Annotated in this window: 12 protein-coding genes and 4 pseudogenes; 10 read left to right on the top strand and 6 right to left on the bottom strand. The window is 57.8% G+C overall.

Annotated features, from left to right (window positions below; genetic code table 11):
- The 4 genes and pseudogenes from QN219_RS31490 to QN219_RS31475 form a co-directional block, all read right to left on the bottom strand.
- Nucleotides 1-665: pseudogene (locus QN219_RS31490) on the bottom strand (tyrosine-type recombinase/integrase); the annotation flags it as partial.
- A 319-nt stretch (nucleotides 666-984) separates the two neighbouring features.
- Nucleotides 985-1,422 (bottom strand): hypothetical protein, encoded by a 438-nt coding sequence (locus tag QN219_RS31485; protein WP_284004356.1) that lies wholly within the window; start codon nucleotides 1,420-1,422, stop codon nucleotides 985-987.
- Entirely contained in the window at nucleotides 1,373-1,813 is a 441-nt protein-coding gene (locus QN219_RS31480; RefSeq protein WP_284004355.1) for a transposase, read from the bottom strand. The genes QN219_RS31485 and QN219_RS31480 overlap by 50 nt, the downstream gene beginning before the upstream one ends.
- Nucleotides 1,814-1,927: 114 nt before the next feature.
- Nucleotides 1,928-2,368: a hypothetical protein gene (locus QN219_RS31475; RefSeq protein ID WP_284004354.1), complete on the bottom strand. Its 441-nt coding sequence runs from the start codon at nucleotides 2,366-2,368 to the stop codon at nucleotides 1,928-1,930.
- 852 nt (nucleotides 2,369-3,220) lie between these two features.
- Between QN219_RS31475 and QN219_RS31470 the strand changes: the two genes are divergently transcribed.
- The 3 genes and pseudogenes from QN219_RS31470 (at nucleotide 3,221) to QN219_RS31460 (ending at nucleotide 4,565) form a co-directional block, all read left to right on the top strand.
- The gene (locus QN219_RS31470) at nucleotides 3,221-3,925 is read left to right on the top strand and encodes a response regulator transcription factor (protein ID WP_284004353.1); all 705 of its coding nucleotides are present in this window, start codon (nucleotides 3,221-3,223) and stop codon (nucleotides 3,923-3,925) included.
- A gap of 110 nt (nucleotides 3,926-4,035) precedes the next feature.
- A pseudogene (locus QN219_RS31465) lies at nucleotides 4,036-4,161 on the top strand (IS3 family transposase); the annotation flags it as partial.
- 33 nt (nucleotides 4,162-4,194) lie between these two features.
- Nucleotides 4,195-4,565 (top strand): annotated as a pseudogene (locus tag QN219_RS31460) (EamA family transporter).
- Between the two features lie 776 nt (nucleotides 4,566-5,341).
- Here the strand turns inward: QN219_RS31460 and QN219_RS31450 are convergent.
- Nucleotides 5,342-6,424, bottom strand: coding sequence for a Gfo/Idh/MocA family oxidoreductase (locus QN219_RS31450; protein ID WP_284004352.1), 1,083 nt, complete (start codon nucleotides 6,422-6,424; stop codon nucleotides 5,342-5,344).
- Nucleotides 6,425-8,303: 1,879 nt separating this feature from the next.
- Nucleotides 8,304-9,523 (bottom strand): IS3 family transposase gene (locus tag QN219_RS31445; RefSeq protein WP_284004351.1). Its coding sequence is split into 2 segments (ribosomal slippage): nucleotides 8,304-9,187 and nucleotides 9,187-9,523, totalling 1,221 coding nucleotides; the frame shifts between segments, so codons are not numbered across the junction.
- 415 nt (nucleotides 9,524-9,938) lie between these two features.
- On the opposite strand from QN219_RS31445, the gene QN219_RS31440 reads away from it, so the two are divergent.
- The 7 genes and pseudogenes from QN219_RS31440 (at nucleotide 9,939) to QN219_RS34110 (ending at nucleotide 14,599) form a co-directional block, all read left to right on the top strand.
- Complete coding sequence (locus QN219_RS31440; RefSeq protein WP_284004349.1) at nucleotides 9,939-10,766, top strand: SDR family oxidoreductase; 828 nt, start codon at nucleotides 9,939-9,941, stop codon at nucleotides 10,764-10,766.
- Between the two features lie 554 nt (nucleotides 10,767-11,320).
- A complete protein-coding gene (tnpA, locus tag QN219_RS31435; protein WP_284004348.1) occupies nucleotides 11,321-11,791 on the top strand; it encodes an IS66-like element accessory protein TnpA in 471 nt (156 codons plus the stop codon).
- Nucleotides 11,788-11,907: pseudogene (gene tnpB, locus QN219_RS31430) on the top strand (IS66 family insertion sequence element accessory protein TnpB); the annotation flags it as partial. The gene tnpA and the pseudogene tnpB, both read left to right, overlap by 4 nt.
- A 142-nt stretch (nucleotides 11,908-12,049) precedes the next feature.
- Nucleotides 12,050-12,214: a hypothetical protein gene (locus QN219_RS31425; RefSeq protein WP_283979930.1), complete on the top strand. Its 165-nt coding sequence runs from the start codon at nucleotides 12,050-12,052 to the stop codon at nucleotides 12,212-12,214.
- 807 nt (nucleotides 12,215-13,021) lie between these two features.
- Nucleotides 13,022-13,504, top strand: coding sequence for an NUDIX hydrolase (locus QN219_RS31420; protein WP_283979929.1), 483 nt, complete (start codon nucleotides 13,022-13,024; stop codon nucleotides 13,502-13,504).
- 213 nt (nucleotides 13,505-13,717) lie between these two features.
- Complete coding sequence (locus QN219_RS31415; RefSeq protein WP_405052299.1) at nucleotides 13,718-13,948, top strand: hypothetical protein; 231 nt, start codon at nucleotides 13,718-13,720, stop codon at nucleotides 13,946-13,948.
- A gap of 192 nt (nucleotides 13,949-14,140) precedes the next feature.
- Nucleotides 14,141-14,599: a hypothetical protein gene (locus QN219_RS34110; RefSeq protein WP_309486653.1), complete on the top strand. Its 459-nt coding sequence runs from the start codon at nucleotides 14,141-14,143 to the stop codon at nucleotides 14,597-14,599.
- Nucleotides 14,600-14,685: the final 86 nt, after the last annotated feature.

Genomic DNA, 14,685 nt, shown 5'->3' with positions numbered 1-14,685 from the left:
GGTCAATCCCGCCGCCTTGGTCGCCGAACGGCAGGCGGCATAAAGCACCTGCACATCGATCGGCTTGTCGCCCCGTCCGGGAAACAACCAGTTCCTCGGACGCGCCAGTCGCCAATAGGTGCGCAGGATGTCAAGCAGCTGCGGCGACAGCATCACCGTGCGATCCTTGGCGCCCTTGCCGTGACGGACCTGGATGACCATGCGCTGGCGTCGATGTCGGCGACCTTCAGGCTTACCGTCTCTGAGGCGCGCAGTCCCGCGGCGCAGGCGGTCGTCAGCGCCGTGCGCGCCTTCAGCGACGGCACCGCTTCGAGAAACCGCACGACCTCGTCGGCACTCAAGATCGCCGGCAGCTTGCGCGGCGTGTGCGCATAGGCAATCCGCTCGGGAATCTCGGCCCGGTCCAGCGTCACGCCGTAAAAGAACCGCAGGGCGCAAACCGTCTGGTTGAGCGCCGGCCAGGAGATGCCCTGCGACACCAGCTACACCTGGAAAGCGCGCACATCCTCCAGCCCCAGCCGATCCGGGGAGCGGCCGAAATAACGGCTGAACTTTGTCACGGCATGCAGGTAGAATCGTTGCGTGGCCGGCGACAGGTTGCGGAGCGTCATGTCGTCGATCATGCGGCGGCGCAGCGGGTTCACCGCTGCCGGGGCGTCGGTCATTGGTCGGTCTCCTGGTCAGGGGTTGGTTCTCAACACCCCAACATCCCATCAGGAGACCGCGCCTCCAAACGCCCACCGCTCCCGCGTCAGCGGGTTAGTTCAATCCTCACGCCGATTCCGCTTTCATCGGACGCGCTCTAGTACTACAGTTGCAGATGTCCTCGTTTTCTATAATGGGCAAGCATGGCTTGCGCCTGATGGGTTCGTCGCCAGAGAGACCAGGCGAGAGTGTAAGCCCGTTTTGCGGGCTTTCGCATGATCAGCCGAGCGATGAGGATGCGGATTTCGGCGGCGGTGGGGATGAGTCTGAGCTTGCGCGTCAGGCAGCGATTTTCGGATTTGGACTCGTTTCGTTCGGTTTGCCGCAGGCCGAGCGGCGTAGATCGGCGCCGAGCTTGGCGAGGAAGGCAGCGGCCGCCATGACGAGCGTCATGTGGCGATGCCAGCCGTGCCAGGAGCGGGCCTCGCAATGGTCGAGGCCGAGATCATACGTGGCGCGCTGGAAGCATTCCTCGATCGTCCAGCGCAAACCTGCTGCGGCCAGTTCCGCAAGCGTGGCCTCGGCGGGCGCAAAGACCAGATAGTAGCTGAGAGCGCGTGGATCCGTGCGGCTTTTGCGGATGAGGACATAGCGGGCATAGCCTTTCTCAACGGCATAAGGCAGGGCAATCCGGGCCCAGTCATAGAGACGCAATCCCTGGGCGCCTTCACCGGCCGGACAGGCGGCCCAGGCCTCGGCGGGCAGTTCCCCGGCCATCTCTTTCGGGACCGGCGGTGCCCGAATATTGCCGCGCCACCCCCACCGAATGGGTGCCTTTCTTCAAAAAACCGGTTTCGTCCACCACCAGCACGCCCGATCGATCGCCGAGCGCCTCCATGGCGTAATCGCAAACGATGTCACGCAACCGGTCCGCATCCCATTGCGACCGCCCCAGCAGTGCCTGGATCCGCCACGGGCGCCCAAAGCCGGTCTGCTCAGAGAGAAGCCAGCCGGTCTTGCGCTCAATCCCCGATAAAAGCCCGTCGATAAACGCCCCACAGCCCTCCCGCGCTTCGGAACGGCGGAACACCACGCCAAGCCGCGCCTTCAGCCCCGACAGTTCCCTTTCCCAGGAAATCCCCGAACCCGACCATTCCGAAACAGACATCCCGCATCCCCTTCAAGAAGCTCCTTGAAGAGAATCATGATTTGTCTTCAATTACAACTGTAGTACTAGCGCGATGTCCGTCAGCACCAACGTCTGCATGCGCCACAAATCGACCTACACGAAGCTGGGCGGCGGATCATTCCAGTCCCCGAAGGTGCGGACGGGAACCGATCGGCGGTCCGCCGAACTCATGCCTGCGCGGCGGCGCTGACAGCCGCGAGCGACAATGCCGCTCGTAAAGGTATCAACGGTTGAGGCGTTTGCAACACAGCCGCTCCGAGGCCTCCCACAAACACCGATGAGCGCCTCGCGCACATTGCTGCCGTAACGAAGGCTGTTACTTCTTTTGCCAGGTGGCCTCTTCTCACGAATCGCCGGAACCCGGATTGCGTGCTTGCGATGATAGCCGGTCACTGCCACGAACTCATCCTGGATGCGGCGCTTGTCGCTCCGATTTCCCAATCGATAGCTTTCGACGATTGCTGCCATCAGCTCCAACGTGTCGCCATACTGAGCCGCCTCGCCATCCAGCTCCGAACCGAGACGGCGCGACATGGCCATTCCAGTCGGAGCATCAACACCATCGGTAACGTTTTGCTTGAGGCAATGCGGAGATCAGTTTTTAATTTCGCCCGACAAGTCTGCGTCAAACGCGCAGCCTGCTCGTTACAACACAGCGGGCTCGATTGACCTTTCAGGCTTCAGCTTCCAGGCTGCCGTTCGACTGTCGCGCCATCTTCCTCTCACCACCCGCATATTGCCGCGGTCTTCGGCGCAGGGGCCGATGACCGGACATTTTCCACGGCTGGTTGACGAGCTTGCTCCATGTGCGAAGCAAAGGCGATGATGCTGTCGTAATTCTTGTAGCGGCGGTTCGAGAGCCAGTTATCTCGCATGAACTTCCAGACGTGAGTGGGACGGTATGCGGCCGCGGTCGACGGCGTGGTTTATTTCAGCGGGGGCCGCTGCATGCCTTCGATGTCGACGAGGCACGCGCGGGCTTCACAGATTACTCCTCCATTGAGGCGCATGGTATGAAGAATCTGGCGTAATCACCGTAGCATTGCCCAGAACCGCTGATCCCTTGTTCCCGCGAAAAAGGCGGCCTCGACGAACGCTTGCGCCTCCCGCCAAGTATTGCCGTCACAAGTGACGAATCCGACACGATTGCCGGATTTGTAGCCTCCATGACACAGACTATCGACACAATTTCTCATGTTACACAAGAGTAAGCCGCTGAAATGTAATTGCAAAACGTCGTTTGGCTCGTTTATTCGAGTCGGCACAAATTTTGGAGCTCTTCGTCAGCAGGCGGCGAGCGCTGCCGCGATCATTTGAACAAAGAGGGAGGCAAAATGGCAGATCGGTACCAAATCGCGTTTCATTGAGAGGAGGAGCGGAGCGCCGATGACCCCACTGGTCCTGATCTGTTCGCAAGATGCGGAGTTCTGTTTGATCTACAGCCACATCCTTAAGACGGACGGCTTCGCGAGTGAGTTGGCCGGCGACTTGGAAGAAGCGCTTACAATGGCCGGCGAACGGCGGGCGCAGGCGGTGATGTTGGACTGCCAGCCGGCGAGCACGGCAGCGCCCACTATCTGCACCGGACTAAAGCGGGAGTCCCAGATTGGGGACCTCCCTGTTATTGCGCTGATCGCGCCCGGCGCCGGCAGCCAGCAATTAGATCTGTTAAAGGCCGGCATTGACGCGAGCTTCGTGCGTCCAATCGCACCAGCCAAACTGCTCGACTGCCTGCGCGCGAAGACAGTATTGGCGCGACCGGAGCGGTACGAGAGAAAAAGCGGCAGGTCGCTCTGCTGTGGCGATGTTGAAATGAGTGTCGATACGTACCGGGTCCGCTGCAATGGCCAAGAGGTGCGTCTCGGACCAATTGAATTCAACTTGCTGCGGCACCTGCTTGAGAATCCAAGCAAGGTCTATAGCCGAGCCGAGCTGATCGGCGCCGTTTGGCCGGACAACATCCATGTGGGCGAACGCACCGTCGACGTCCATATTAGCCGCCTCAGAAGAACACTGGAGACTTCCTCGCCTCACAGGATCATTCGCACCATCAGGTCGGCCGGTTACTCGCTCGAGGAACAGGGCGATTGACAGTCTGAACCGCGCCTGGTTTGCCGAAGGCTCCAACTTTTGCGAAAGTGGAGCCGATACGAGCAAGACACGAACAAATTTTCACCTGAAGTCCGGCCCAAGCGGTGCCCACCGTGCAGACGCTCAATGAATGGGTGAAGGTGGATGATGGTTCCCGGCCTGGAATCCAAAGCATCGTCACCGAGAAGATAAAGGCTCTTGAGCGGGAGAATCGAGAGCCGCGTCAGGCCAACGAAAGTCATCCGCTTTCTTCGTCAAGGATAAGCGGCATGAAGAGTCTGCTCTTGTCCTGGCCTTTTTAGGCGCTCCTACCTGCCGCCCTCGGCCCTGACGGCCACCTTCGCTAAGGTCGACGTCGAGAACGTCAATTCCGATTTCGCGACGTCCTCCGCACGATAGTCATTCTCTTTGCCGCTGGCCTGATGGTCCAAAGCACCCCAAGCTCGCCAGGACGCGCTTTCCTGTTTCGCACGGGAGCGTCGTGGATCTGCTATTTCCGGGCGCTGAAGCTCGGCGACGCTGCCCGCGTATCTTTGATCGACAAACTCAGCTTCGTCTGCTTTTCCTATGCGAGCGCATGCCGCTACCGCAGGGGTTTGGTGTGATCCTAATTGCTTGCTGCGCGGTGCGGGGCGCTTAGGGGGATGAGGTGCTGCCGCATGCGGCGTTCATGCTACTTTCGCTCTTACCGTACCAGGCATTTATCAACCAAAGACAGCATTGTCGTAGAAATATTCTTCGGCTTCGCCGGAGGAGACGCGAATGCCTGTTACAATGGTCGAAACGCTGTCCGGCATCCGCACGGTCAAGGCCGTAGATTGATAGAAGGCATGGTATGGCGCCGGATGGTCGCGGCCTGCGGCTATAAGCGTTCGATCGCGATTGCCGGTCGGGACAAAGGCGTCAACTCGAACGCGAATGCCATTGGCAAGATCGATTTCGATGACGCGGGGCGCCGTCTAATGTTGGCCCCTTGGCCGGCAACACCGATTTGGACCGAGTCTCACGATCCACCGGCCGAACGACCGCAGCGGGGGCCACCGGTATTATCATGGCAGGCCCATCTTCATCGCCTCGCCCAAACACACTGATCGGAATGAAAGTCGACAGGAGGAGGTTCCGGCAAGCACCAGGGAAGCGGGCCCGCAGCTTCCCACCATTTCAGTTGCAGAGGTGGCACGTCGGTGCGGGGTCAACAGCAACCTGCTTTTCCGCTGCAAACGAGCAGCCGAGACCGGTCAGCTCCTCACCCCTTCTTGAACAATTCACCATCTTTCTTCAGCAACCAAATTCGTCTACGCTTCGCTGCCTGCCCGAGGCTTTCAGGCCCAGAGCCGAAGATCTTTCCTAAGTGCTCCCGCCTTTCATCCACCTAATGAAAGTGAACTTGAATCACCTGCGAACGCCCTCGGCACATCACAGTGGCCTTAGTCTGAGCGGTCGATTTTGGGCGCCTACTACTGCCGTTTCGACCGATATTACTCGGCCCGTCGTCGCTGACTTGATCGCGGCCTGCATGAGAGCGAGACTGCCAATATTTTCACGCCCCAAGCTCGCGTACGATGCGACCGTGCCGATCTCGACGGCGCGCGCAAAGGTCGCCAAACTTTCTCTACGTCCAAACGATGCCATCGCGGGAAGGCCGATCGGCACTACTGGGTGGCCGCGCTTTCGGATGCTCACGTGATCGCCGTCCAATGTGACATCACGGTCACCGCGGCAGGTCCAGATCATCTCGCCCCCGGCGCATTCTAAATGCCACTCGCCACCATACGGCGTCTCCACTCCAGCACTAAGCCAATTGCCGCGATAGGTGACGACGGTGCCTCGATCGAAGATGATCGTTGCAGCCGCAGCAGGCGGCTCTTTGAACGAACTCCCTTGCGGCTGCCACGCGGTACAATATACCTGACGGGCTTCCTGCCCGAGCACCATACGCATCAGGTCAAAATGGTGGATACCAAGATCCTCAAGAAGGGGCTGTCGTAAGGCGTAATAAGGTTCATCGGCCGGCGTACATTTCAGGAACCGCCGGAATTCAATGTGGACTGCGCCTACCGGTCCGAGTACTTGCTCTCTTACAAGCCGGGCAGCACTGATAGCTGCAGGAAAGAAGCGGAAGTTCTGACTCACCATAAGTGTTCGATGGTACCGCTCCGCCAAATCAGCGAGCCGCTCCGCCTCGACGGTCGTGGACACAAACGGCTTCTCCACCAATACGTGCTTCCTGGCCTCCAGAGCAAGTTCAACGAGATAAGCGTGGGCCCTGACATCCGCCGTAACCAAGACGGCATCGGCATCGATATTCGAGAGTGCTGCCTCCAACGTTGGGAAGCACTGGTCCGGGCGAACCCCCAGCCGCAACTCCACTCGCTCCAGCGCCTCAGGATCCAGGTCGACCCAACCTACGGCTTCGACTTCGGGCACCTGAGGTACGACGGTCGCAGCCCAGTCTGCGCCCCATTGACCAAGTCCAACCTGAACTATCCTAACTGGCATGATACCACCTCCTATTTAGACTTGACAAACTGCGGATGTCGCTTCAGTGGGGCAGGCCGCAAGATGCCTGGCGCGTATTGTGCATGGGTGAGATGACCTAGTCTGCTTGCAGCGATCTGCCCATGAGCATGCCCTAGCAGGCAATAGAGCAACGGTTTGGCTACTTCCCCGTTCGCAGCGCCCTTGCTACGGGCGGCTACTTCGCTGTTTTGATCGCGCTCTTGCGAAAGCAGGTCATCGTTTTCTTTTTTCATCGCTGCGCCATTGCACCGGCGCCTATTTTGTCAGGCTCTTGCCGCCGTCGACGATGATTTCCTCTGCCGTAATCAGTTTGCAGGGCACCAATCCGACAATGTCGTCAACATCCGCCACATCCTCCGCAACGGCTACCTTGTCGAGCGGCGTAGCTGCGGCAAGAACGCTTTCTCGCCGATCGAAACGCCGCCACCGCCTCGCTCGATTCAGTTCGTCAGCACCATGTCGGGCAACACGCAGCTGAACCTGACAACCGAGGTGCGTCCCACGGCAAGGACACGCGTGAGCTGGATGACGCCCGCCCTCGAGAGTGAGTAGGTGATGGACGAACCGGAGCAAGCGCCGCAGACCAGCAGTTGACGCAACAGTAACGATCCAGTCGCCCCTTTTCTTTTCGGCGGCTGAACGGAAGACAACCTCTTCAGCTGCAAGACGTCACCATCAGTCGAATTGGCCACTCCCACTCATAAAGTCGCAGCCTGACGAGAGAGGTTGAGCTCCTTGTATCCAACATCGTCATCAAGGTCCGCGACCAACTTGCCTTCGCTTCAGCGAGACCTTGCGAGCAAGCCGCCGAATGTTCCCCGTTCCTCGGCGCTCATAAAGTTTAAACCTTAGTGATACAACGCACCTACTTTCCCGATCACGCTGCTCCAGCTAGTGAAGTGAGTTTTCCACGGAGAGCGGTGTATGTATAGCAAATTTTATGCAAAATATTTATTGCTAGCTATCATTTAGTCGAACTCCCTAGAAAATCAATCCTTGCGTGGGTTGTGAACTGCCACTTTTGACAAGGAGAACACCATATTAGCAGTGTCAAAAGAGGATTGTTAATTCTGATCGAGAGGATTGTAGTCTCCGTAACTCAAAGATTTATTATTATAACAACTGGTGAAGGGTATACAGAGAGATTGGGCTATCCGCCGGAGCCGAGGAGAATTACAACACAAACGGTTGTAGACACATTCCTGTTTCGTGTCACTCAGTAGCTGTCGGTGGCGGCTGTCTCCCGATGTCGCACTGATCTTTCCGATCGCTGGCCATGGACGGCCGCGCAAGCATTCGATCACGGAACACCTATCGACAGCAGCCGAACCGATCCTCGCGTCCTCGCCCACGGAAGAAGCTCAGCTGGCGTACGGCGCCAAAGGCCAATTTTGACCGTGGGCTTTGCTGCTCTGCGTATCCGAATTGAGGATGGCAACCGGCAACCTATCCTCGACAATGGCAACCAGCATACGCTGGTAAAACGCTCAGATGACGAACGCAAATCATAGCTCCGCATTGGCGGGACAGAAGGACAGACGCGGCCCGCATAAACCTGCGCTGCCAGCCATCCGCCGCGCGGTCATCAACGCGCTTTTACCACCGGTAGCTCCAGAGCGATGTCCACACTGCCGAATTCGCTTCCGAACCCTAAAAGACATTCTGCCAAAGTAGTGCTAGAACCCAAGCCGGGCAACGCGCCTTCACGGCTGATGAGTCGATTGTCAGGCTGCAGATTTAGGTTCAATGCGGGTGAAACTGCTCCTGCGTCACCCCACAATGGTTTCGATTCATCAGGTGTCCCTTTCAGGAGCCGTGAATCATAAGCCTGGAGTTGCCCCCAAAAGACCGGACATGCTCAGGTTTGAGATTGCGAGCTGATGAACTCGCGCGGCGATTGATATCCTAAGGCGCTGTGCGGGTGAAGATTATTGTAGTGCTCGAACCAGAACGGCAGTTGAGCGATGACGGTTTCGGCATCCGGGGTGGGGTTCACCGCGACGTAATCGCGCTGGAAGGTTTTGACGAAGGCCTCGGCCATGCCGTTCGATTGCGGGCTGCGCACCGGCGTCGTGCACGGTTCCATGCCGATGTCGCGGAGCAAGGACGCGGTGTCCTTGGCGATGAAGCAGGAGCCGTTGTCGGTGAGCCATTCGATGGGTTCGGACAGCATGTTGATGCGGCCGAAGCGGTTCTCCACGGCGGTGATCACGAGGTCCTGCACGTCCTGGCTCTTGATGCCTTCGGTGGTGGCGACATGAGCGATTGCCTCACGGTCGCAACAGTCGAGGGCGAAGGCGACCCGGACCTTCTCCTTGTTGTCGCAGCCGATCTCGAAGCCGTCGGAGCACCATCTGATGTTCGAACGTTCGACGGCGACCTGACCGTCGTGGAGGCGATCATCGACCGCTCCGGTGTGGCGCACCAACAGCAGATTGTGCAGCTTCATGACCCGGTAAACGCGCTTGGCGTTGGGCCACGAACGCCCGTCTTTCCGGGCATTGCGGCGCAGGATGGCATGGACACGCCGATAGCCGTAGGTGGGCATGTCGGCGATGATGGCCTTGATATCCTCAACCAGTTCCCGATCCGGGAGTGGTGGGCGTCCTCTGGCTCTGGAAAGGGAGCCTGTGGCACGCGCAGCGATATTCGACCGGGCGACACCTAGAGTTTCGCAGACGGTCTTCATTCCAAAATCCCCCTCGGAAGAGAGAGCGAGCGCAACAGATGTTTTTTTGGGCTACCGGCGATTTCGAGGGCTTCCTTCAGGATTTCGCTTTCCATCGTCTTCTTGCCCAACAGGCGTTGCAACTCCTTAACCTGGGCCTGAAGCGCCCGGTATTCCGAAGCCGGAACGACCTCCTCTTCGGCGGCCGTTGCCGTCAGTGCCCCTTGGGACGCCAGCTTGCGCCAGGCGAACAACTGGTTCGGCTGGATGCCGTGCCGGCGCGCGACGATGCTCACCGTCGCGTCCGCCTCATAGGTCTCGTGGATGATCGCCAGCTTCTCTGCCGTGCTCCAGCGCCGCCGACGTTCCGGCCCGGAGAGAACTTCCATCTTAAAATTGCTGCTAGTCATATTACCAACATTACTCCTACCCACTTAGCTAAGTGGGGGAGCATGTCCGGGCCTTTCGGGGGCTAATTCACCGTGAATCATAAGCCGCTAGCGACGCCAACACTTTTTTTGGGGCCGGCCCCTAACTTGCGATTGCATATCTGCAGACGGGGTAGTTAATAACCTTGTTACAAAGTACAAAACAGAGACGCAATATCTTTCACCAATTCTCCATATATCTTTGCATCCTGTTCACTATCCTTGAGTTGACGCACTGCTTTACTATGGTACGGTTATTCTGCGCAAATTAGCGAACAGGGCGCTTGAGATTAATTCAAAGTTCGCTGCATGATGAAATAGACCTTAGCATAGCCGATGCGCTTCCGCCGTTTGCGCGCATCGATTCCACCAATTGTCTGGGGCGCACGAAAACACCATGGCTAAAATCGCAATCGTGACAGGATCGGCAACGGGTATGGGTGCGACTTGCGCCATTGATCTGGCGGCGCGTGGCTGGAACATCGCTATCAACTACACTAAGAGCAAAAAAGAAGCCGATGAGACCTATGTAAAAGTCAAAGCGCAAGGTGTTGAAGCCATTGTAGTGCAGGCTGACGTAGGGCAGGATGCCGATTGTCGCAAATTGGTTGGTGAGACCCTGAGCAGATGGGGGCGCATCGACGGCCTCATCAACAACGCGGGCACTACAAAATTCCAAAAAGCCGACGACCTTGAAGACATCACACCCGAGGATTTCGACCGCATCTTTCGCGTGAATACAACAGGCGCTTTCATGATGAGCCGGGCGGTGTTTCCGGCCATGAGAAAACAATGGGAGGAAAACAAAGAACGAGGTGCGATTGTCAATGTTTCCTCCAATACTACACTTAACGGCAATGGCAGCTCAATACCTTATGTCTTGTCTAAGGGGGCCCTGAATACCCTTACCCTAACGCTTGCACGCTGGCTTAGCCCCGCCGTTCGCGTGAATACCATTTCCCCGGGCTTCATTCAAACGCGTTGGATACTTAACGGCGTCGGCGAAGTTGAATACCGAAAGATGAAAGAAGAAGAGGAACAGCGTACGCCTCTGCACCAGGCAGGCACACCGGAACAGATGTCTGAGGCTGCGCTGTTCCTCCTGACGGAAGCGTCCAACATTACCGGCCAGATCATTGTTGCTGATGCGGGCAGTCATCTTGGGCTGCTGCCGAACGGCTGCAACGAACTGGCGGCGGTATGCACACCGAGAGAGACCGTTTGAAAATCGGCTGCGCGGCTATGGGCCGGGCGCTGTTGTGATTGTGAGATGGCCCTCCCCTCTCCGAGCGGATCGTTTAAGACTGCTCTGTTTTGAAACGAGAGAGGGACGAACCGATGTCGATATTTGTTGTTCAGCCTCTGACGAGGGTGGCGCAAGTTGTTCTGCGCTGTCCTCTCTTCGTGGTGACGTCGCGGATCTCTCGGGAAAGTGGAGCCTTGCACCATGCCGTTGGAAGCATGCGGCGGCGCTCGGACGTGATCAAGGCGAGACGTAGCAAAAGTGGCCCGTATCGTGCCGATGCGCAAAAGCAAATGTCAATGTTTCCACGTGCTTGAAGAACGCGACAAGGAACCACGCTTGCCACCCACTTCTGTTCGGTTCGGTGAGCCGGGGCTTCAGTTCACGATGGGCGCTGCCTCGATTTTTAAAGGACGGTATTGCAGCGCTACAGGCCGAGTCGGTAGCCAGTCAACGGTGAGCGCGACGAACAGCCCACCTTTCCTTTTGTGATTGAGGCCGCGAGATAGGCTCCTTCATCGACAGGAGCGGAACGAATGATTGGAGATCGCGCTGATGCCATGCTTGAAGTCATGGATGAAGCCATGGATGAAGCCAGGCATGAGGGAAGGTATCGTCGGATCGAGGTGATCACCGGTCGGCGCCAGCGGCGGAATTGGACTGACGAGGAGAAGGCGCGGATCCTTGCGGAAAGCGCAGAGCCCGACGTGAACATCTCGGCGATTGCCCGGAGCTGGGGCGTCAATCGCGGTCTGCTGAACGTCTGGCGTCGCGAAGCCGGACTGACCTCTCAACGATCCGCGAAAGCCTGCGCGCAGCCGGCGATGTTCGTGCCGGTGACGGTGGTTGGCGATAGAACGTCTTCCGAGAGCGCGCCGTCGGATGTCGCCCACCATGCCGCGGGTCGTATTGAGATCGAGATTGCCGGCGCGCGCATGACCGTGATCGGCTCGGTGGCGCCCGAGTTGGCGGAAGCGATGGTGGCGGCGTTGCGAGGACGCCGGTGATCGGATTTTCGCCGAATGGCGTGAAGATCATGGTGGCGACGCAGCCGGTCGACTTCCGGCGCGGCATGAATGGGCTTGTGGCCTTGGTGGCGTCCGCGCTTGCGGCCGATCCGTTTTTATGTGCCGGGCGAGATTATGTGGCGGATCCGTCCCGGCGCCAGCCGAGGCCCGTCTAATCTGGAATTCTCCGCCACATAATATTTCGTGCCTCTTGGGATGGGTGCGGGATCCCCCCGCGCCGCTATTCGGAGGGACAACATGCTCGAGTTCTATTTCTCGTATCGTGGGGTGCTCAAGCGCCTGCATAGTGGTGCGCTTGGTGGCGAGATGGATCGCCTCGCGGAGCATTTTTTCACGCTCGGTTATAAGCGAGCGTCCGCCAAGATTTACCTGAGCCGGATTACCGTAAACGCGCCCAAATAGCTGTCGATGACATCTTGATGGATCGGCATCGGACCACAGTGTCAAGGCAAACTGGCTAAAACGCGGTGGGCCCGCAACTTATGGTAAGCTATACTTTTGGCATTACTGGACGGTCGAAAGGGCCGTCCTCCGCCCCAGAAGCGTTGCTCTGGAATGCAGTGACAAGTCAGCACATGCATGCCTTGACGATCATGTGCCGTCGGCATTGCCTTTTTTTACGGGAGGCTCCCAGGTTGACGTGTGACCATGATGCCGCTCGCCCGCCTCTCAAGCAGGCGAAGTTGTGCCGGCAGCAACAAGTTCTGCGGCGTCTCCGTTTCCAGCAGGGGATATTGAGCTGGGCTGAGAGGAGTCCCGGCTAATTCACAGACGATTTTGCCAACCCTCAGCATCGGCGGCTCCAATGCCGCTTGGGTAGGCGGACAGCATCAACGACCTTGCTTCTCTTGAGGGAAGTTGACCTACCCGACGCCGAAAGCACCAGCTGCCATGTCCCCAAAGCGATCCCCAAAGCGAGAAAGCAGCACACTTATAACGGCAGTGAAAGGGACGGAAAATTGACGTCCAAAGTCGCGAACCTTGTTGTCGTTTTTGTCGAACCCGCGACATAACCTAATTCTCCAGTTTCCAGTTCTGCTCACGGCTAAACGACTGATAAGTCTCGGCGAGTCACGCATTCCAGGAGCCCAGCCGAGTTGGCATGAGCTTTGAAGTCATTGAGGAGCGGCGGAAATGGTCGAGCGGCATTCGGATGACGGGAATCGCGAATGTTGAAATGGAAGACGGCGCCGCTTGGGGGTGAGTCCAGTGTCAACTACCGATTATCTCTCCAAGCTTATCAATAAAGCGCCCAAGCTCGTGGAGTATCGACAGATCTCGCAGTGCGGGACGATCTGCCTTCGGATCAACGAGGGAAACGAACCCGAAGTGTTGCTTCTTACCAGTCGCGGCACAGGCAGGTGGATTATTCCAAAAGGTTACTTAGAGCGAAACGAACAACCGCACAAATGCGCCAAACGTGAAGCTTTGGAGGAAGCCGGCGTCACTGGAAAAATCGGCAAGAAGCCGATCGGCTCCTATACTTACATTAAGGATAGCAAGAGGCCGCCCCATATGGTTTCTGTGTTCCTGATGGAGTTCAAGGACGAAGTTGATGACTTTCGAGAGAAAGGGCAGCGGACCAGGCGGTGGGTTTCGCCACTGGAGGCCGCGGACCTCGTTGTTGAAACAGAACTACAAGGACTTTTCAGACGGGCTGAGTTGAACAACAAATGCGGCCTCCGACGTTAGAGATCAAGGCCCCCATGGTTCTGCTGCCGGGAATGGCAAATAGAGTAAGCGGCGGGGGCGATCCTTCTCTATCTTGAAGCCGCCGCTCTGATTGGCACAGCTCCATTGTGCCGATCTGTACTGCTGTGGCCGACAGTCGCCTACCGCAGCAAGACGGTCGTCACGGGCTTCCAATTGCCCACTTCGCGTGGTCGGAAAGCGCGTTTAAACTATTTGGAGGCGAAGAAGGATGCCAAGGATGGCCAGGGCATGTGCCAGTTCAGCCGCGCGCTTTCACTAGAGGCGGCAACGCCTTCCTGCCCGGCTTTATCGAACGTCATGATGCGCATTTTGCCCGCAGCCCTGCCCGACCCGCAGAACCTGCATCGGCCGCTGAGCCTTGTGCCGGCCTACTCAACGAGATTTTCTGCAAGCGTGAACAGCGTTTACGCGGCGCTCAGTTGACGTTCTCCTACGAGCTCAAGCGGATCCTGCTCGAGGGAGGACGAGGTGACACCGGCCTAGTGAAGCCATCGCACTCCCTGTCCGCCCGGTGCGAGAAACGTCGGTGATCATAACGATTGCGATGACTGGGAAACGCAACCCCATCAGCTGAATGAAACCGCAAGCCCCCAAGTCCGGAAGGAGCGGGCCATCGTGCTCATTTTCGTCAAGGACAAGGCTTCGCCGACGACCGGCGTTTTCCGGACGGCATTACGAAACGTCGAAACGCTCAAGCATCTTTTTAAGCTGGAGGTTCTGCCGGTGAAGCTTGGGAGCAAGCAGTCGTCGCAGTTCTTTAATCTCTTCGTCGAGGATTTTTACGTCATTGAAGAAAGTATCCTCGGAAGACGAGTGTACACTTTGAGCTTCATTTGTGGCGGCGGCGCCCTGCGCAACGAGGCGGGCGCGGCCTCTCTTAGCAGGTTCTCGACGCTTGATCGGCGGTTTTCTTTGGGACTTTGTGCTTGTCTCGCCTTTCGACACCAATTCATCCGCGACACCCGAACGTTGGGCTTCCCCGGGCGCAGGGGTTTGAGCCTTTTCAATATCAAACGGCAGGCTCGTTGCCTGCACGACATCGGGCTGGCCTTTCGTCTCCTCGAATGGCACTGACGCTTGATCAACCGGGACCCCCGCATCGTGATCAGGTGTGCTGGAAGCTTGCGCTGTATCAGCAGACGGAAGCGCCGACGCGTGTT

Source organism: Sinorhizobium sp. 8-89 (genome assembly GCF_030124325.1).
Lineage (GTDB): Bacteria > Pseudomonadota > Alphaproteobacteria > Rhizobiales > Rhizobiaceae > Sinorhizobium.
The sequence above is the reverse complement of the archived record's forward strand: the minus strand, read 5'-3'. Positions and strand labels throughout refer to the sequence as shown.